This is a genomic window from Streptomyces sp. NPDC002853 (assembly GCF_053591915.1).
This window is the reverse complement of sequence record NZ_JBSFUS010000014.1, coordinates 214,621-233,879: the sequence shown is the minus strand read 5'-3', so window position 1 is coordinate 233,879 and position 19,259 is coordinate 214,621. Positions and strand designations below refer to the sequence as shown.

Annotated in this window: 15 protein-coding genes; all 15 read right to left on the bottom strand. The window is 70.9% G+C overall.

Annotated features, from left to right (window positions below; genetic code table 11):
- Nucleotides 1-2: 2 nt before the first annotated feature.
- From ACWD02_RS34795 to asnB, 15 genes are read right to left on the bottom strand one after another with little or no spacing between them, the layout of a single operon-like run.
- Complete coding sequence (locus ACWD02_RS34795) at nucleotides 3-554, bottom strand: dTDP-4-dehydrorhamnose 3,5-epimerase family protein (protein ID WP_451218234.1); 552 nt, start codon at nucleotides 552-554, stop codon at nucleotides 3-5.
- Entirely contained in the window at nucleotides 551-1,777 is a 1,227-nt protein-coding gene (locus ACWD02_RS34790) for a polysaccharide pyruvyl transferase family protein (protein WP_451218232.1), read from the bottom strand. The genes ACWD02_RS34795 and ACWD02_RS34790 overlap by 4 nt, the downstream gene beginning before the upstream one ends.
- Complete coding sequence (locus ACWD02_RS34785; protein ID WP_451218229.1) at nucleotides 1,774-2,721, bottom strand: glycosyltransferase family 2 protein; 948 nt, start codon at nucleotides 2,719-2,721, stop codon at nucleotides 1,774-1,776. Before ACWD02_RS34785 ends, ACWD02_RS34790 begins: the two co-directional genes overlap by 4 nt.
- A complete protein-coding gene (locus ACWD02_RS34780) occupies nucleotides 2,718-4,001 on the bottom strand; it encodes a hypothetical protein (RefSeq protein ID WP_451218226.1) in 1,284 nt (427 codons plus the stop codon). The genes ACWD02_RS34785 and ACWD02_RS34780 overlap by 4 nt, the downstream gene beginning before the upstream one ends.
- 5 nt (nucleotides 4,002-4,006) lie before the next feature.
- Nucleotides 4,007-5,284 carry a DUF4910 domain-containing protein gene (locus ACWD02_RS34775; RefSeq protein WP_451218223.1) on the bottom strand — a complete coding sequence of 426 codons (1,278 nt, stop codon included), beginning with the start codon at nucleotides 5,282-5,284 and terminating at the stop codon, nucleotides 4,007-4,009.
- Complete coding sequence (locus tag ACWD02_RS34770; RefSeq protein ID WP_451218220.1) at nucleotides 5,281-6,306, bottom strand: NAD-dependent epimerase/dehydratase family protein; 1,026 nt, start codon at nucleotides 6,304-6,306, stop codon at nucleotides 5,281-5,283. The genes ACWD02_RS34775 and ACWD02_RS34770 overlap by 4 nt, the downstream gene beginning before the upstream one ends.
- Before the next feature lie 3 nt (nucleotides 6,307-6,309).
- Nucleotides 6,310-6,972: a PIG-L deacetylase family protein gene (locus ACWD02_RS34765; protein ID WP_451218217.1), complete on the bottom strand. Its 663-nt coding sequence runs from the start codon at nucleotides 6,970-6,972 to the stop codon at nucleotides 6,310-6,312.
- Nucleotides 6,969-7,763: a glucose-1-phosphate cytidylyltransferase gene (locus ACWD02_RS34760; protein WP_451218214.1), complete on the bottom strand. Its 795-nt coding sequence runs from the start codon at nucleotides 7,761-7,763 to the stop codon at nucleotides 6,969-6,971. The genes ACWD02_RS34765 and ACWD02_RS34760 overlap by 4 nt, the downstream gene beginning before the upstream one ends.
- Entirely contained in the window at nucleotides 7,760-9,016 is a 1,257-nt protein-coding gene (locus ACWD02_RS34755; protein WP_451218211.1) for a class I SAM-dependent methyltransferase, read from the bottom strand. Before ACWD02_RS34755 ends, ACWD02_RS34760 begins: the two co-directional genes overlap by 4 nt.
- Nucleotides 9,017-10,288 (bottom strand): glycosyltransferase family 4 protein, encoded by a 1,272-nt coding sequence (locus ACWD02_RS34750; RefSeq protein WP_451218495.1) that lies wholly within the window; start codon nucleotides 10,286-10,288, stop codon nucleotides 9,017-9,019.
- A gap of 2 nt (nucleotides 10,289-10,290) precedes the next feature.
- Nucleotides 10,291-11,592: an O-antigen ligase domain-containing protein gene (locus ACWD02_RS34745; RefSeq protein WP_451218208.1), complete on the bottom strand. Its 1,302-nt coding sequence runs from the start codon at nucleotides 11,590-11,592 to the stop codon at nucleotides 10,291-10,293.
- Nucleotide 11,593: 1 nt separating this feature from the next.
- The gene (locus tag ACWD02_RS34740; protein WP_451218205.1) at nucleotides 11,594-13,132 is read right to left on the bottom strand and encodes a right-handed parallel beta-helix repeat-containing protein; all 1,539 of its coding nucleotides are present in this window, start codon (nucleotides 13,130-13,132) and stop codon (nucleotides 11,594-11,596) included.
- A gap of 6 nt (nucleotides 13,133-13,138) precedes the next feature.
- Nucleotides 13,139-15,109, bottom strand: a complete 1,971-nt coding sequence (locus tag ACWD02_RS34735; protein WP_451218202.1) for an alginate lyase family protein — start codon at nucleotides 15,107-15,109, stop codon at nucleotides 13,139-13,141.
- Nucleotides 15,109-17,298: a bi-domain-containing oxidoreductase gene (locus ACWD02_RS34730; RefSeq protein WP_451218199.1), complete on the bottom strand. Its 2,190-nt coding sequence runs from the start codon at nucleotides 17,296-17,298 to the stop codon at nucleotides 15,109-15,111. Before ACWD02_RS34730 ends, ACWD02_RS34735 begins: the two co-directional genes overlap by 1 nt.
- A gap of 32 nt (nucleotides 17,299-17,330) precedes the next feature.
- A complete protein-coding gene (gene asnB, locus ACWD02_RS34725) occupies nucleotides 17,331-19,259 on the bottom strand; it encodes an asparagine synthase (glutamine-hydrolyzing) (protein WP_451218196.1) in 1,929 nt (642 codons plus the stop codon).

Here is a 19,259-nt window from a genome sequence, read left to right as displayed (position 1 = left end):
CTTCACCCTTCCTTCTGCTTCAGGACCTCGGCGAGGCTCGGCGCCTCCCGGTCCCTCGACGACATCAACGTGGGCGGCAGCGGCCACGGAATGGCGAGCTCCGGGTCGTCGAAGGCGATCGTGACGTCCTCGGCCGGATCGTGCGGGCGGTCGATCCGGTACGAGGTGTCGGCGGTCTCGGTCAGCGCCTGGAAACCGTGCGCGCACCCCGCGGGGATGTAGAGGGTCGCCTGGGTCTCGCCGGACAGCTCGAAGAAGGCCCGGTTGCGGTACGTCGGAGAGTCCGACCGCAGGTCCACGACGACGTCGAAGATCTTCCCGTACGAGCACCGCACCAGCTTGGCCTCGCCGGCGCCGGAACGCAGATGCATGGCGCGCACTACGCCCAGGAGCGAGCGGGAGACGCTGTCCTGGATGAAGGCGTCCGGGTCGAGGCCCACCGAGCGGACCACGTCGGCGTCGAAGGTGCGGCAGAAGAAGCCGCGTTCGTCGGCGTACGGCGTCGGCTCGAACAGGTACGCGCCGTGGATCTCCGGGACGTCGGTCGCTTTCATGTGGCCTTCCGCAGGGTGTGGTCGTGCGTCGGGAACAGGGCCGCGGACAAGGCGGTGAACTGGTCCTCCAGGCGCCGGGCGGCGAGCAGGTTCTGCTCGGTGAGGGCGCGCCGTACCTCGGCCGATTCCCGCTCCAGCGCCCGGAACTGTTCGAGCAGCCGGTCGGCGTCCATCTCGCGGGCCGGGTGGCAGTAAGCGCCGAGGCCCATCCGGGTCATGAGCGCGTCGCTCTTCGCCGAGTAGCTGATGGCGAGGGTCGGTGTGCCGACCTTCAGCGCGCAGATCAGGTTGTGGTACCGGGTCGCCACTACGGTGTCGGCAGCCGTCATCTCCTTCATCAGGTCGTCGAGCGAGGAGGTCTCGGCTTCGGTGACCAGCGGCGAATCCACCGCGTCGAGGATGGCGGCGGCCACCGGCCGGTCGAGCTCGTCGCCGGTGACCAGCCTGACGGTCCTGCCGTCCTCGACCAGCGCGCGCACGAACGCGGTCGTTCCGTCGAGGTAGCGCCGGTGGATTTCTACGGCCCTGGCACGCTCGTCGTTGCTGCCGTGGAAGTCCATGACGCCGACGCAGACCGGGCCCGGGGCCCCCGGGGAGGCGCTCGCGGACGGCGTCGGCAGGGCGAACACGAGGTCTTCGTAGACCTTGTCGCGCGCGGTGTCCACGCCCATCGCCCGCATCGCGTCACGGGACTGGTCGTCCCGGTACGACCGGTAGGCGGCAAGCCGAGCCGACCAGCGCACCAGGGCCCGGGTCGGCCGGTTGCCGATCCTTCCGGCGCCGACGCTGACCAGCGCGACCCGGGTGCCGAAGAGCCGGCCGGTCGCGCAGAGAAGGAACAGCGAGTAGGGGAAGCCCCACGGCCGCAGCGGCAGGGTGGTCTCCAGGACGCCCGTGCCCGGCACCATCACCACGTCGTGCCGGCGCACCCAGGCGGCGGTGCGGACGACGTCGACGAGTTTGCCGAGCCCCTTGGTCGCGACCGCGCCCGCACGGGACGCGGTCCGGTACTCCCCGCGGTTCCAGTTCATGCGCGTCGCGGGGATCCGGTACCGGGTCGTCACGTCCTCGGGTCCGCCGCACAGCGCGTCCACGACCGCCTTCGGGTGCTCGGCGCGGAGGTACCCGAGCACGGCCTCGAGCGACCCGTCGTTGCCGACGTTGCCGGAGCCGAGCAGACCGAACACCCCGACACGTACGGAAGTTTCGCCTCCGGATGTCATGCCTGCCGCCCTTCTCGGCCGGCGACCAAGGCGTCGACGGAGACGGTGATCAGGTCCGGGTCGACGGGGGCGCGGTCCTCGACCCGCTCGCCGGTGCCGGGCCGGGTCCGGCTGGTCATCCATGCGGCCAGGTGTCCGTAGCAGGCGCGCCGGTCGGCCGCGGACAACGGCGCCCGTTGGATCGCCGAGACGAAGCCCCAGACGTACTCGGCAAGCAGTCGGGGCGTCGGGTGCAGCGCACCTGCCCGCCGCGGGTCCAGGTTGACGCACCGGGATCGCTTGGAGGGGTTGGCCCGCTCGGCGCGGGTGGGGTGGTCGCGGCGGAAGTACAGCAGCTCCGGCACCTGGTGGAAGGGCCCGTGCAGGGCGATCTCGGCGACGAAGGTGCGGTCCGCGTGGTGGTAGCTGTCGTGCGGCTTGACCCGGCGCAGCACGTCGGCCCGCAGCACGCCGTAGAAGTCGTCGCCGCCCGGCTCGAACAGCATGCTGCGGAAGCGCTCCGGCGCGCGCGGCGAGTCGGTGGCCAGCGTGTACTCGTAGGGAACCGTCACCTTGCCGTCGCCGTCGATGACCGCCTGGTCGGCGTGGGCGAGGACCACGTCAGGGCGTTCGTCGAGCGCCTCCACGCAGCGCCGCAGCAGGTCCCGTGCGTACAGGTCGTCGTGCGAGGCCCACTTGAACAGTTCGCCGTGGCACTGGGTGAAGACGTAGTTGTGGTTGGGTGCGGCGCCGATGTTGCGCAGCAGCCGGATGTAGCGGATGCGCGAGTCGCGCGCGGCGTACTGGCGGCAGATGTCCTGGGTCTTGTCGGTCGAGGCGTTGTCGGTGATGACCAGCTCGAAGTCCTCGTAGGTCTGGCCGAGCAAGGCGTCGAGCGATTCGGCGAGGTACTCCTCGCCGTTGTAGACGGGCAGGCCGATGCTCAACCGGGGATGGGCGGTCATTTCGTCCTCACTTCGGAAATGGAGTTCTCGCGGCGCTCGCGCAGAGCGGTCCGCAGTTGCTGCCACCACACGGCGGAGCTGCAGGCGGCCGCGGCGGCAACGCCCCAGGCCGAGCCGGCCGTACCGGCCAGGAGCGCACCGCCGAGCCCGCCGCAGACATAGAAGGTCGAGGCGAACAGTTGGCAGCGCAGGCTGCGCCGGGCCGCGGCGAGCGCACGGAGACCGGCCGCCGCGCCGGTGCCGAGGCCGGCGCCCGCGACGCCGAGCGTGACCGGCACGATGATCGCCGAAGCGGAGCTCCAGACGTCACCGAGGACCAGTTCGCCGAGCCGGTCGGGCATCAGGAGCAGCACCGAGCCCCAGAGCAGCGCGCCGACGGCCTGTCCGACGCCGAGGTAGAGGCAGAACCTGCCCAGCCGGTGCGGAGCCTGCCGCAGCATCCGCGCCGCCTCCGCGACGGTGACCAGGGTCAGGCCCATCAGTACGGCCAGGAACGGGCCGAGCAGGAGCTCGGCGCCCCGGATCACCCCCACCGCGCTGACCGCGACGATCACGCCGAGCCCGTAGGCCCGCAGTTGGCTCGCGCCGCTGACGCCGACGTTCTCGATCAGGTATCGGTAGCTGAGGTCGCGGTGCTCGTGGAGCCACTCGCGTCCCTGGGTGAGCCGGGGGCGGATGCCGGACTGGAAACCGCCGTACACCGCGGCCACCGTGGCGGACGCGCCCCAGGCGAGCACGAAGGCGGTCACGGTTCCCACGCGGGCCGCCACCACCATGGCCGGTATGAGCGCGATGCCCCACACGACGTCGTTGACGAACGCCTTGCGGCCGTTGCCGGCGGCGAAGAACGAGTAGCGCCAGGCGTCCTGCAACAGCAGCCCCGGCAGCATGAGGCCGAGGCCCGCGAACGCGGGCCCCACATCGCCGCCGAGAGCAAGGCCGACCGCCAGGCACACCGCGCCGATGACGACACCGACGCCGAGCGCGGTGCCCGACGAACGGGCCACCGCCCCGCGCCAGGACGCGTCCGACACGCCGCTGAAGCGCACCACGAGCGGGTCGGTGGCAAGCCCGCGGGAGACGCTGAGGACCACTCCGTAGGTCACCCAGGCCAGGCTGAACACGCCGAAGGCGGTCAGTCCCAGCGAGCGGGCCACATAGACGCCCACCGCGAAGTTGGACAGGCTGGAGGCCGCCTGGTCGGCAAGGCCCCAGGACAGCCGGCCGAGGATGGCCCGCTTGGCGGTGGGCCGGGCCGTCTTCTCCTCCCCGGTGGTCATCGGCCTCACGCTTTGATCAGTCCGGCGGCGTGCAGGGAGTCGGCCGCGACGACGACGGCGTCGAACGGCAGCCCGGAGCGCTCGGCGACGTCGAGCAGACTGTGCTCGCCGTCGGCGAGGTTGAGCACCCAGAGCATGGCCATCTGGGCCTGCTTGGTGTCACTGCGCCCGCCGAGCGCGTCGTACAGCCCGCGCCGGCCCAACTGCGGTTCTCCGTACGGGCTGAGGTTGAGGTAGGTCCGGTTGCGGTCGAGCACGGCGAACGCCTCGCGGCAGACGGCGAGCGTGTCCGCCATCGCCGCGGGGGAGACGAAGTCCGGGTTGTCCGCCGAGGTGTGGTACTCCGGGTACTCGGAGTACGGGGTCCTGCTGAGCGAGCCCACACCGAGGTTGAACCCGGGGGAGCAGTACTGCCGCTCGTCGTAGCCGTAGGGAGTGAACTCGGTGACACGGTGCGGGCGTTCGGAGGCGGACAGGACGTGTCGCAGCACCCGGTCGATCTCCGCGTCGCCGCGCCTGCTCTGTTTGTACGTCAGTTGGCCCGAGTCACCGGCGCAGGCGAGCACCAGGCCGTGCTTGACCTGCTCCACGCGTTCCTTGTTGCGGGCCAGCCAGGTGATGGCCCCCACGGTGCCGGGCGCGAAGATGAAGCGGTACGTGTAGTACGGCGTGGTCTCCGCGAGGGCCCGCGCCAGGAACGTCGCCACCGCGATGCCGGCCAGGTTGTCGTTGGCCAGCGACGGATGGCAGACATGGCAGGAGACGATCACCTCGTCGGGCACCTGTCCGGGGACCACGTGCTCGGCGTAGGTGAGATGCCCGTCGGCGAGCGTGGAGTCCACGCACACCTCGTACTCGCCGTCCGGCAGCGCGTCCAGGGTCTCCTGGGCCAGGCAGAAACCCCACTCCGGCTTGTAGTAACTGGTGCGGTACGGCACCCAGCTCGGGTGGTCCGGCAGGGTATGCAGATGGTCACGCAGTTCGGTCAGCGGCATGGTCGTCGCGGGCACCGGCACGCTGTAGCCGAGCACGTGCAGGCTGGACGCGGCGAAGTCGATGACCCGGTTTCCGGCGCTGTCGGCGACGTACGCGTCCCGGATGTTCCATTCCTGTGGCACCGTCCAGTCGAGCACCTGCGTCCCGGTCGGCACCTCGTGCACCTGCAGCGGGATGTACTCGCCGACGATGTCCAGGGTGGCGCGCACACCGTCGCCGGTGATGCTCCGGCAGAGCGGGTACAACCGCTCCACCAGAGCGTGCATCTCCTCACCGGCCTCGGTCATCGGCGCCACCGCAGGGTGTCGTCGACGGTGCCTGCCTCGGAGGCCGCGCTCAGCACGGCCAGGCGGGTGAAGCGTCGCTCGAAGTCCTCCCGGGTCAGCCCGAACTTCCGGTAGGCGTCGGCGAGTTCGAGCGCCCCCTGCTTCACCGTCCACTCGCAGTCGAAGCCGGGAATCGCGGCACGGAACCGGGAGAAGTCCACCCGGTAGGAGCGCGGGTCGGCGCCGTTCTCGCCGGTGATGCGCACCTTCGCGCCGGACACCGCCTCGGCGACCTGCTCGGCGATCTCGGCGACCGTGACGTTGTTGACCTCGCTGCCGATGTTGAACGCCCGGTCGTGCACCGCCTCTCGAGGCGGGGCCAGCGCGGCCGTGAAGGCCCGCGCGATGTCGGCGGCGTGCACCAGCGGGCGCCACGGGGTGCCGTCGGAGAGCACGAGCACCTCGCCCGACAGGAGTGCGTGACCCACCAGGTTGTTCAGCACGATGTCGGCGCGCAGCCTGGGGGAGTAGCCGAAGGCGGTGGCGTTGCGCATGAACACCGGGCTGAAGTCGCCGTCGGCCAGCGCGTGCAGGTCGTCCTCCACCCGCACCTTGGACTCCGCGTACGGCGTCACCGGCCGCAGCGGGGCGTCCTCGCCCACCAGGTCGCCGCCGCCCGCGGCGCCGTACACCGAGCAGGTCGACGCGTACAGGAAGCGCCGCACCCCGGCTTCGCGGGCCAGCCGCGCCAGGTGCACGGACGCGTGGTGGTTGATGTCGTAGGTGAGCTGCGGCGCGAGGGATCCGAGCGGGTCGTTGGAGAGCGCGGCCAGGTGGATCACGGCGTCCACCCCGGCCACGTGGTCGGCCGTGACGTCGCGCAGGTCCACCCGGTGGCCCTGCGGGTCCGCGGGCGGCGGGCCGAGCACACAGTCGGCGAACAGACCGGCGTCAAGGCCGACGACTTCGTGTCCGGCGGCCGTGAGTACCGGGGCCATCACGGTGCCCAAGTAGCCCTGGTGTCCGGTGAGCAGTACGCGCAAGGTTCATTCCCCCTGGTCGAAAGTGCCGAGATCGAGCGTGAGTTTGGTGACGGCGAACGCCTCGGCGTACCGCGCGTGACATTCGATGCCCCGGATCCGTGCGAGACCGAGGAAGGCCTCGCGGTCGTACCAGGGGCGGTGCCGCTGTGAGGGGTAGTGCTCCTGAAGGAGCCGCACCTTCTGTTCGGCGATCTCCGGTGACAGCGGCTGGTAGGCGGTGCGACGGCCGAGGTCGCCGTCCCACTTGACGATCTCGTAGGCCAGCACGAGGTGGTCGCGGAACGCGGTGGTCATGAGCTTGGCCAGACCGCGGTGGTCCTGGTGCGCGTCATCGGTGCGCGGGGCGAGGACGAGCTCCGGCTCGGTCCGCTCACGTAGTTCCTCGACGGCGGCCTTGGCCTCGTCCCACTGTGCGGGCAGCCGGCCGTCCGCCAGCTTGAGCACGGTCAGGCGCAGATCGGCGCCCGGGCAGAACGCGGCGAGCGCGGCCTGTTCCTCCTGCTCCCGCTCGCTGCCGCCGCCGGTGAGCACCAGCGCGTCGACGCGGATGCCCGGCCGGGCCTGGCACAGCGCGAGCAGCGTGCCGCCCGCGCCGATGGCGATGTCGTCGCAGTGCGCGCCCACCGCGACGATCCGCTCCAGGCCCCCGGAGCCCAGCCGGATCACGCGCCCACTCCGGCGCTGTCCCGCTCCCACACGGCCCACGGGCGCTCGCCCCGGGCGTAGGCGTCGTCGAGCGCGGCCCGCTCCTTGACGGTGTCGGTCGGCTTCCAGAAGCCCCGGTGCTGGTGCGCCACCAACCGTCCCTGCTTGGCCAGTTGGGCGCAGCCGTCGGCGACCAGATCGCCGTTCTCCGGTATGTGGTCGAAGACCTCCTGGCGGAGCACGAAGTAGCCGCCGTTCTCCCACATCGGCAGTTCGCTCACCGGGGTGATGCCTCCCACCAGGCCGTCCGCGCCCAATTCCACGCAGTGGAACGAGGACTGCGGCGGCACCACCATCATCGACGCGCCCGCGTCACGCTGCGCGAACCGGTCGATCATCTGAGGCAGCGGGGCGTCGGTGAGCACGTCGGCGTAGTTGGCGAGGAACATCTCGTCGCCGTTCAGGTGGTGGCGCACCCGGCGAAGGCGCTCCCCGATCGGGGACTCGATGCCGGTCTGCGCGAACGTGATCGTCCAGTCCGAGATGTCGGTGGAGAGCAGCTCGGTGCGTCCACCCCGCAGCACGAAGTCGTTGGACGTCGTCTCCTCGTAGTTGAGGAAGAAGTTCTTGATGTGGTGGGCGCCGTACCCCAGGCACAGGATGAATTCGGTGTGCCCGAAGTGCGCGTAGTAGCGCATGACATGCCAGATCAGCGGCCGTGGGCCGACCATCGCCATCGGCTTGGGCACGTCGTCGTCGGCGCCGCTGCGCATGCGCATCCCATAACCGCCGCAGAACAGTACGACCTTCATGCTGTGCCCCCCGAGGCGCCCTCGACCATGCTCAGTTCCGGAATGGGAAAGACAAGGCGGCCGCCCCAGTCGTGCACGAAGGACAGCTGCTCGACCAGTTCGGCCCGCAGGTTCCACGGAAGGACGAGGACGTAGTCGGGCTTGTCGGCGGCGATCTGCTCGGGCGGCAGGATCGGGATACGGGTGCCCGGGGTGTACCTGCCGTGCTTGTAGGGGTTGCGGTCGACCGTGTACGCGAGCAGGTCGGGCCGGATGCCGCAGTGGTTGAGCAGGGTGTTGCCCTTGCCCGGGGCGCCGTAGCCGACGACCGTCTTGCCGTCCTCGGCCGCCGTGATGAGGAACTTCAGGAGATCCCGGCGCACCTTGGCCACCCGGGCGGAGAACTCCGTGTACCCGGAGAGGTCCTGCAGTCCGGCGGCCTTCTCCCGGTCGAGTACCTCGGCCACCCGCTGGGACGGCTCGCCGGCCACTTCCGCGGGGCGGGCCCACAGCCGGATGGAGCCGCCGTGCGTGGACAGCAACTCGACGTCCACCAGGGCGAGTCCGCCGCTGGCCAGCGCACGGATCGCGGACGCGACCGTGTAGTACTGGAAGTGCTCGTGGTAGATCGTGTCGTACTGGTTCTCCTCGATCAGGGTCAGCAGGTGCTGCACCTCGATGGAGACCCAGCCGTCGTCGGCGACCAGGGCACGCAGGCCCTGGGTGAAGCCGACCACGTCGGGGATGTGCGCGTACACGTTGTTGGCCACGACCAGGTTTGCCGGGCCGTGTTCGGCGCGGACGGCCGCGCCGGTCTCCGGGCTCAGGAACTCCGTGAGTGTGGGCACACCCGCATCCCGCGCGGCGGCGCCGACGTTCACCGACGGTTCGATGCCCAGGCAGCGGATCCCCCGGTCCACCACGTGCTTCAGCAGGTACCCGTCGTTGCTCGCGACCTCGACCACGAAGGCGTCGGAGCCTTCGGCGCCGAGACCCACCCGCTGTACGGCGTCGGCGACGAACGTGCGCGCGTGCTCCACCCAGGAGGTCGAGAAGGACGAGAAGTACGCGTACTCGCTGAACGTGTCCTCCGGCGTGATCAGCGGAGGAATCTGCGCGAGCCAGCAGTCGGTGCACACCCGCAGGTGCAGCGGGTACGCGGGCTCCGCCTGGTCGAGTTGATCCGCGGCGAGGAAACTCTCGCACGGCGGGGTCGCCCCCAGATCGACGACGCTCCCCAGCGCCGCCGAGCCGCAGAGTCGGCATCGTGTCATCTATTTCCCCCCAGTTCTGCTCGCGCGGGTGCCCCACCGCGAGCCAGTGTTTCCATTCCCTGCGGGCGGCGGGCTCTGCCCGCCGCCGGACCGCACCGCGATCGCGGTGCGGTACCCCTCCACCAGGCGTTCGAGACCGACGGCCGGGCTGAAACCCTGCTCGTAACGGTCTCGCCCCGCCCGGCCCATCTCCTGGTTGCGCCCCGGATCGGCCGTGATCCGCCGCAGACAGGACGCGAGTGAGGCGGGCTCGCCGGGCCGGTGAAGCAGCCCGGTCACCCCGTCCTCGACGAGTTCGACGAAAGCGCCGTGACCGGCGGCGACCATCGGGACCCCCGCCGCCATCGCCTCCACGACCACCAGACCGAACGCCTCCAGCCACGTGGAGGGAGCCACCACGGCCACCGACCGCGCGATGGCCTGCCGGCACTGGGCCGGGTCGTACAGGCCGACGTAGCGCACGTCGTCCCGGCCCGCCGCCCAGGTGGTCACCTCCTCCTGAAGCGGCCCCGTGCCGGCGATGACGAGTGGCACGCCCACACCTCCGGCCTCGGTGATCTCGTCCCACGCGGCCATGAGCAGTCGCACGCCCTTGGCTTCCGCGAGGCGGCCGAGATAGAGCACGTGCTCACCGGCCCCCGATCGGCGGGCGTCCGGGTCCGGCACGAAGTTGTGCTTCACCGCGAGGCGCTCGGCCGGCATGCCGGCCGCCACCAGGACGTCGCGTTGCGCCGCGGAGATACAGAAGAACCGGTCCACACCGGACCACCAGCGCCGCCGGTTGACGACGAGGCTGGCCGCGAGCGGCACGGTGGCGAGCCGCGAGTTGCGGTAGCAGCCGTGCCGGACGGCGGGCAGCGGCGTCCCTCCAACGCACTCGGTGCACGGGCGGCCGTCCCGCTGCAGCGTGCCGGGCGGGCAGATCTGGGTGTAGTTGTGCAGCGTGGCCACGACGGGCACGTCGGCGTCGGCGCAGGCGGCGATGACCGCGGGCGACAGGAGCGGGAAGACGTTGTGCACGTGCACCACGTCAGGGCGTGAGGCGCGCAGCCGGGCGGCGAGTTCCGTGCGGACCGCCGGGTTCCACGGCACGGTCAGCGGCACCGCGGCTTTGCCGAGGAGGGACCGGGCGCCGATGTCGTCGCTGCGCCGCTCGAACATCTCGACCCGGTGGCCGGCCGCGCGCAGCAGCGCCGCCTCCTGGTCGACGACGTTGTTCTCCCCGCTCGGCTGCGCCGAGGAGTAGCGGTTGTGCACCACGAGGACGTGCATGCTCACAGTCGCCTCCGATCCTGGGCCCATCGCGGGATACGTCGTCGGGGGACTGCGGGCTTCACGACGGGTGCGGCCGGCGCCGGGGTCGCGAGGAGCGAGGCGGCCAGGGCCAGATGCAGCAGATACGGCGAGGCGTCACCAAGACCGGCCTCGGTGTACGACGCGATCGCGCAGTAACTGATCAGGAAGATCGCGCAGGCCCTCGCCAGCGACGGCGGGCGCAGCAGCGCGACGCCGCCGAAGATGAGGAGGAACGCCGACACGAGGGTGACGCCCGTCCAGCCCTGCTCGTGGTACACGGCCAGCCAGCTGTTGTCGATCGGCAGTCCGCCGAACGACTTGTCGCCAAGGCCCATGCCGAACAACTTCTCGGACGTCGTCCGGGGCGCGGCGAGGAGGGCGTCCCAGACCTTGGCCCGCCCGGTCAGGCTGGTGAGGTACTCCTGGCTCTGCCCGCGCAGGAACCACGCCCGCAGCAGGGGAGCGAACCCCACCGCGGCCACCGTGGTGACGACCACCGCCCAGGTGAAGAACCGGCGGGCGGCGGCGCTGGTCAGGACGAGCGAACCGATCGCCAGGGCAAGCCCGATGAGCATGCCGAGCGTGGCCGTCCGGGTGTGGGTCAAGGCGAGCAGGGCGAGCGAGGGCACGATGACGACCGCCGCGCTGACCCGGTCGGTCCGGCGCCCCAGGAGGAGCAGCACGGTGAGCCCGATGATCACCGCGGCGTACTGGCCGATCTGCGGTGGCGTGAGCGGCCACAGCGCTCCGACGAGCCGCCCGCCGTAGACGTCGGGCATGGCCGCGCCCGGGGAGATGACCGCGCCGGCGATGACCGACCCGAGTACCGCGAAATAGATGCGGATGTGGTGCCGGACGAACGTCTCGCTGCCGTCCCACCAGCGGCTGAGCAGCCACAGCGTGCCGATGAAGAGAGCGAAGCGGGTACAGCGGAACAGCGCGCCGAACCCGGAGACCAGTTGCAGGCTGGAGATCACGCTCGGCACGAGCAGCAGGGTGAGCAGCAGCAGGAAGGCGCTGGCGTGTATGCGCAACCGCAGATTGAGCGCGAGCGCCAGCGCGAACGCGAGGACCAGCGCGCCCATGGTGACCAACTGGATGAGGGAACGGGGCAGCGGGATGACGGTCTCCGCCCCGGCGGAGCCGAGCGTGTTGAGGATCAGCAGTCCCCAGACGGTCCCGACGAGCTTGGGCGTGGTCGGGTGCGGTTCGATGCCGGGCCGCGCGCCCGCCGTGTCGGTCTCGCCCGGCAGCCCGTCACGCCGCAGGTCCTGGCTCATCTCAATCACCGTCCCGTACGCGTACACGCAGGGTGCTGCTCACGTCCTGCTCGTAGGGCGTGTTCTGCCACTGCCCGAAGTCGAGCACCTGGCTCGGGTCGTGGGCGACGAACTTCCACGGCCCGATGTACTCGTTGTCGCGCCAGCGGTTGCCCTGCTTGTGGGTGATCGCGTCGGCCACCCGGTCGCCCTTGTACGGCGACCACTTCGGGTAGGTGCCGTAGTTGGCGAGGACCGCCATGCGGTCGCACATCGTCGTGCACTTGACGACGGACTTGTTCAGCACGAACCGGTTGGTGTGGATGTCCACCCGCTGGGTCTTCCACCGGCAGTCGGTGTAGAGAGGCTTGGTGGCGATCTTCGGCTGTGCGCAGCGGTCGGTGTTCTTCTCCAGCAACGTGCAGTCGCCGGACGAGGTGTTGGCGGGGCTGTTGCAGAACCGGTCGGCGTTCTCCCACAGGGTGATGCCGGACCAGTTGTCCTCCATCAGGTTCCGGTAGACCTCGATCTTGTCCGTGCGGGCCGGGACCCGTGGTTCGCCGCCGGACTCGGACAGGTAGAGGGTGGCGAAGGGGAACTTGTCGCCGCCGGAGGACTCTCTGCGGCCCTCGACCCAGTTGTTGCGCCGGATGGTGTTCTTCCGGATGACCGCGTTGTAGCTGGTCTCATAGATCAGCGCGGCACCGTCGTTGGCCTCGAGTACGTTGTCCTCGATCCGGAAGTCGTTGTTGTTGGTGTCCGCCCACAATCCGGTTCCGCGGTTGTCGTGCACCCAGTTGCCACGGATGTCGGCGCCGTCGACGGCCCAGAACTTGACGCCCCCGGTGCAGCCGCAGCCCTCCCGCCGCTTCTCCCAGTCGCCGGTGTTGTTGCCCACGATCTCGTTGCCCTCCACCACCAGATCGCGCAGAGGGCCGGTGCCCTTGTAGGCGTTCATGCCGTACTGGCCGTTCTTGCGCAGGCAGTTGGAGCGGACCTCCTGGCGGGCTCCGGCCATCAGCCCGGCACCGGAGTTGTACTGAATCCGAGAGTGCTCGATCACCCATCCGTCGGCCGAGTCGTGATTGACCACGCCCTGGTCGTGCGGCGCGACGAAACCCTGCACGGTCAGGTGGCGCAGGGTGACGTCAGGGGCGTTGCCACCGAACGCGTACTGGTTCTTCTTCCGGCCGTCGAGCACCGCGCCCGGCGCACCGAGGTAACGGTTCCCCTTCTTGGGGATGACCTGGGCGTGGCGGTCCGGTTCGAGCCGGTGCTTGCCCGGCCGAAGCCAGAACGTGGTGCCCGCGGGGCTGCTCTTGGTCTTCGCGGCCAGGTCGTTGAGCACCTTGGGGTCGACCGTCACCGCGCCCGCCGGTGCCTTCGTCGGCCCGGCCGCGGGTTTGTCGCACACCCGGGCCACCGCACCGGAACCGGCCCCGGACGTGGCCGGCGCGGCGCTCTGCTCCGACCGGCCGCCCGGTGAGCTCTCGCAGCCGGCCGTCACCAGCACGGTCAGCGCCGCCACCGGTAACGCCCAGTTCCGCCACTTCATCCCCACCGCCCCCTAGCCCCGGAACCTGAGCACGGTCGTGAACCCCTGTGTGCCGTCGGCGAAGCCGGTGCCGATCAGTGTCGTGGCGGGTTCCTTGCGCCCGAATCCGGCGGAGTACCAGCCAAGCGGCGGGTCGCTCTCGCCGTGATGCGCACGCCATGACAGTTGCTCGGGCAGGTCGAGCACCGCGAAGCGGTCCTCGCCCTCCCGGGTCCAGGTCAGCACCGCCCAGTTCCCCACCAGGTCCGCGGCGATCGCCGGACCGAGGTGGAACGCCAGCCGTACGGCCGCCCGGCGCGGGCCGCGCACTTCGTCGACCACCCGCAGCTCCCGGTCGGCGGCGGTCAGCTCCACCCGGCGGCGATGGATGGAACGCCCGTATCCGTCGTGCTCGGCACTCCAGCGGGTCACCCCCTCCTCGGAGGTGTCCGTGACGTCCGTGGCCAGGACGCGGGTGCGGGCGTGCCGGGTCCAGAGGAACGGGCCACCGGAGACGGACTGGTCACCGCCGTCCACCTGCAGGGTGTTGTGGCCCAGGGTCGAGCGGAAGTACTGCCGCCACTCGGGCTGCCCGTGGTAGCAGAAGGTCCCCGGGTCGGCGAGTACGTCGACCCCGTCGTGCCTGACCTCCACGGACAGCGCGTCCGCGTGGGCGTGCGCGGCGATCGACAGGAACCCGTGCGGGCCACCGTCACAGCGGCACCAGATCTCCTCAGGACCGCGCAGGATGGTCATGCCCGCATCGGCGAAATGGCCGGGCCGGCTCGCAGGGCGGGACACGGCCGGCGAGCTTCCCTCCTTGGCGTACGGCCGGATCAGCGCGGCAAGCAGCGGGGTGCGCACATCGCTGCCGCTCACCGCGGGCCACCAGGGGAGCCGGCCGAACACGGCGTCCCCGGTGGCGAGCAGCGAGGCCCAGCGGTCGGTGCCCGCACCGTCCACGACCAGGCCGTGCCCGTCGTCCGCATCACCCTGGCGCGGCGGCCGCAGGCGGTTGTCCACGATCGCCGCGAGCGCGTCGGTCATCCGCAGCAGCACCAGGCGGACGGTCGCGGGGAGCGGCACGCAGGCGGCGTCCGCCTCGGCCGCCGCGGCCAGGCCCAGTTCGAGGACCAGACCGTGATACTCGGTGGCCAGCTCGCGGTTGAGGCCGGAGTGGTAGGTGTTGGCGCGCAGATGGCGTTCCAGCGACCGCAGCGCATCGGCTCGCCACCGCGCCGAGGAGGGGAACCAGCCGAACGCGCAGGCCGCGGCGAACTGGCCGGCGGCCTCCGCGATGATGTGGTTGTTCGCCGATGACCCCCGACTGGGGAAGGCGGCAAGCCAGCGCTGATGGTGCCAGATCTGGTTCAGCGCCACCGGGTTGTCCTCGAAGAGACCGGCCGCCCCCGGCCACCCGTCGAGCAGCCTGCGGACCCACACCCAGGAGAGCAGCCGGATGCCCAGCTCGATGCCGCTGATCCAGTGCACGCCGCGCAGCGGCGGGTTGGCCGCCCACCACGACCGCAGGTGCTCGGCCACGCGCTCGGCGTACCGCTCGTCCCCGGTGACCGCGTAGGCGGCCGCGAGGACGGTGAGGTACTGATGCCGGGACAGTTCCCAGATCTGCTTGATGTCGCCGACCGCCTCCTCGTTGCGGTACGGCACGTCGAAGGCATAGCCCCACGGAGCCCGGCGCCCGGTCTTCGGGTCGTACCACCAGTCCGGGTCGGCCAAGTCGTCGCGGACCACGCCGAAGAACTCGACGTGCCCGGCCATCAGCCGGTCCGCCTCGGCCACCAGACGTTTCGCGGCGTCCGGCGGCACGGCGGCCATCGCCCCCGTGGGCAGGACCGCGGTGAACCGGGCGCCGGCCACGCGCGGGCAGGTGGGGCGCGCCGAACGCCACCGCCGCCTGCGCACCGTGTCGCTCACCCGGCCGCCGACCTCCCGCGGCCCCATCCGGGAGAGCCGCCGCAGGTACCAGCCCGCGCTCGTGGTCATCACGCCCTCGCCAACATCACCGGCGCGCCACCGGCCAGGCCGGCCGGCACGGCCAGGGTGGCGGCCGTGGTGGCGACGAGGGACTCCAGCGGCACCGGCATCGGCCCGCCGGACCGCACGGCCTTGACGAACGACGCCAACTGGGCTTCCTGCCCCTTGTCCCGGGCCTTGGGCAGCCGCGAACTCACCCACCGCTTGCGTCCGTAGACCGAGGCACGGACGAAGTCGTCGAGCCGCAGCGCCCGCCCGTCGGCGACCAGGTCCAGCGTCTCCTTGGGGAAGCCGGCCGGGCCGGTGGTGACATAGCTGATGGTGGCGGTGGATCCGTCCGGATAGCGCAGCACGACCTGCAGGTCGTCGTTGCCGGACGAGGCGACCGCGTACACCGATTCCGGGTCGGCCCCCAGCAGCCAGCTGGTCGTGTCGATGAAGTGTCCGCCCTCGCCGATGAACCGCGAGCCCTCGGTGCCCTGCTGGAGGTACCAGCTGCCGTGTCCGAGGCGGCCCGCGTTGACCAGGTAGCGGAGGTTCGCCGGGCCGGTCCGGGCGCCGAACCGCTTCTTGGCCTCCTGCAGCAGCGGCGCGAAACGCCGGTTGAAGCCCACCTGCAGCCGGTCGTTGCCGGACTCCTCCACCGCCGCGAGGACGCCGGCCAGCTCGTCCTCGCTCAGGGCCAGCGGCTTCTCCACGAACACGGCCTTGCCGGCCAGCAGTGCCTTGCGGGTCAGTTCGGCGTGCGAGCTGTGCCGGGTGACCACGAACACCGCGTCGATGGACTTGTCCCCGAGCACCGTGTCGAGATCGGTGGTCGCCTGGGTGAAGCCGAACTTCCGCTGCGCGTTGGCCCCGGACAGCGCCGTCGTGGTGACGACGGTCGAAAGGCGTACGCCGTCGCGCTGGGCCAGATGCGGCAGCAGCATCGACGTCGCGTAGTTGCCCGCGCCGACGAATGCGAGGCGCACCGGCGTCGTGGCGGTGCGGCCCGGGGTGGACGTACGGCCTGCGGGCCGCTTCACCGCGGGCACGGCCACCGTCGGGGCCACCGCTTCCGTCGTGGGTTCCGTGTCGCCGGGGTAGCGGAACAGCACGGCCACGGCCTTCAGGTCGCCGTCCTTCAGACTCTGATACGTCTCGACGGCGTCTTCGAAGTCGGCTATGTGGGAGATCAGGGGCTCCACGTCGACGCGGCCGCGGGCGACGAGATCCAGGAAACAGGCCAGGTTGCGGCGCTCGGTCCAGCGCACGTAGCCGATCGGGTAGTCGCGCCCCTCCAGCTCGTACTCCGGGTCGTAGCGCCCGGGGCCGTAGGAGCGCGAGAAGCGGACGTCGAGCTCCTTCTCGTAGTAGGCGTTCCACGGCAGGTCGAGGCGGCACTTGCCGATGTCGACGACCCGGCCACGGTCCCGGCAGAGCCGGGCGGCCAGCTCGACGGGCTGATTGCTGGCGCCGCCGGCTGCCAGGTACACCTGGTCCACGCCGTGCCCGCCGGTCAGCTCGGCGACGGCGGTCTCCACGGCAGCGGAGGACGGATCGCCGCAGGCCGCGGCCCCCACGCGCTCGGCGAGCTCGCAGCGCACCGGATCGGGGTCGACGCCGACGACGCGGACCCCCGATGCGGCAAGAAGCTGCACCACCAGCTGTCCGATGAGACCGAGGCCGATGACCAGGGCCACTTCGCCGAGCTGCGGCTCGCCCTGGCGGACGCCCTGCATCGCGATGGACCCGACGGTGCCGAAGGCCGCGTGCCGCGGCGCCAGGCCTTCGGGCACCGGGGCGTAGAGGTTCTTCGGCACCCAGTTCAGTTCGGCGTGCAGCGCGTGTTCGTTGCCGGCGCAGGCGACGAGGTCACCGACCTTCACGTCGTCGATGCCTGCGCCGACCTGCTCGACCACTCCGCACAGCGAGTAGCCGAGGGGGGTGTAGGAGTCCAGCTTGCCCATCACCTTGCGGTAGGTGGCGGGCACCCCGTTGGTGGCCACGCTCTGCATGACCTTGGCCACCTGGTCCGGCCGGGAGCGGGCCTTGCCCACCATCGACATGCCGGCCTCGGACACCTTCATGAGCTCGGTCCCGGTGGAGATCAGCGAGTAGGCGCTCCGCACCAGCACGCCGCCGGGCTTGCACCCCGGCACCGGCACGTCGAGCAGCGCCAGTTCGCCACTCTTGTAGTTCTGAACGACCTGTTTCACCCGAGCTCCTCTTGTTTCTGCGTTCAACGCCGTCAGGCCGCTTGGCTCTGGCCGGAGCCAGAGGTCGCGCCGCGATACCAGTACTCGAGGGTCAGCACATGCCACAGATGCTTGGAGAAGTCCCGCTGACCCGCGGCGTCCTCGGCGACCATCCGCGCCAGCGCGTCGCGGCGCAGGAGACCGGAGTTGACGAGCACGCCGTCGTGCACCACCTCGCGTACCAGCGGGGCCAGATCCCGGCTCATCCAGGCGCGCAGCGGCGCGCTGAACAGGCCCTTGGGCCGGTACACGATCTCCCGGGGGAGGATGGAAGTGGCCGCCTCCTTGAGGACGGCCTTGCCCTGCCGGCCGACGATCTTGCGATCACCGGGCACGGCGAACGCCGCCTTGACCACCTCCACGTCCACGTACGGCACCCGTACCTCGGTCGAGGCGGCCATGCTGGAGCGGTCGGTGTAGGCGAGGTTCAGGCCCGGCAGGAACATCCGGGCGTCGCCCAGGCACATGCGGTTGACGAAGTCGTCCAGGTCGTTGTCCTGGTAGATGTCCGCGTGCTCGCTCACCACGTCCTCGACCGTCCCGGCCAGGTCCGGATCGACCAGGGCGAGCAACTCGTCCTGGTCGTACATGGTGTAGCTGCGCCGGAAGGCGGTCTCCTCCGGCAGATCGGCGAAGGACAGGAACCGCTTCGCGAAGCGCACCGACCGATAACCCCGACGGGCCGTGGCGACCGGCATCCTGTCCACGGCAGCGGACAGGCCGCGCCGCAGGGGCCGCGGGACGCGCTGGTAGCGCAGCGCGAGCAGGTTGGCCAGGTGTTTGCGGTAGCCGGCGAACAGCTCGTCGGCGCCCATCCCCGAGAGCATCACCTTGACCCCGGCCTCCCGGGCGGCCGAGCAGATCAGGAAGGTGTTGATCGCCGCGGGGTCACCGATGGGCTCGTCCAGGTGGTAGGTCATCTGCGGCAGCAGGTCGAGCACGTTCGGGGCGATCTCGATCTCGTGCAGGTCGACGCCGAACTGCGCGGCCACCTGCCGGGCATAGCGCAGGTCGTCGGGCATCGCCTCGAACTTGGCGTCCTCGGCGCGGAACCCGATCGTGTACGCGGAGATCCCGGGGCGGTCGCGGGCGGCGAGCGCGGTCAGGTAGCTGGAGTCGAGGCCGCCGGAGAGGAAGGTCGCCACGGGTACGTCGGAGAGCAGGTGGCGCCGGGTCGACTCCTCGACGATGGCGGCCAGGTCGGGCTGCTCCCCGCTGCGGGCGCGCTCGCGGCCCTCGGCGGCGACGTCCTTCAGGTGCCAGTAGCGGCCGCGGTCGATCCGGCCGTCGGGCCGGACCCGCAGCCAGCTCCCCGGCGGCAGCTTCTCCGCCTCGCGGAACGCGCAGCGCGAGTCCGGCACCCAGTAGTACAGCAGGGATGCCACCAGCGCCGCATGGTCCACTTCGAGCGATCCGCCGGTCACGGCGGCGAGCGCCTTGAGCTCGGAGGCGAACACCAGACCTCCGTCGCGCCGGAGCAGGAACAGCGGCTTGATGCCGAGCTGGTCACGGGCGAGTACGAGGTCACCGGTGCGCTCGTCGAAGATCCCGAACGCGAACATGCCGCGTAAGCGGGGCAGGCAGTCGGTGCCCCAGCGCCGCCAGGCCTCCAGCAGCACCTCGGTGTCGGAGGTGCCGCGGAAACGCACTCCGGCGGCCGTCAGCTCGGCGCGCAGCTCGGGCGCGTTGTACAGCTCGCCGTTGTACGTGAGGGACAGGCCGTCCGAGACCATCGGCTGGGCGCCGGTCTCGGACAGGTCGATGATGGCCAACCGGCGGTGCCCGAGGTGCACTTCGCCGTCACCGACGGAGTGGCTGTAGCGGCCGGCCCCGTCCGGACCTCGGTGGGCGAGGGTTTCGGTGAGCCGGTCGGCCACGACCTTCCCGCCCGGCCACCGGTATGTGCCTGCGATGCCACACAT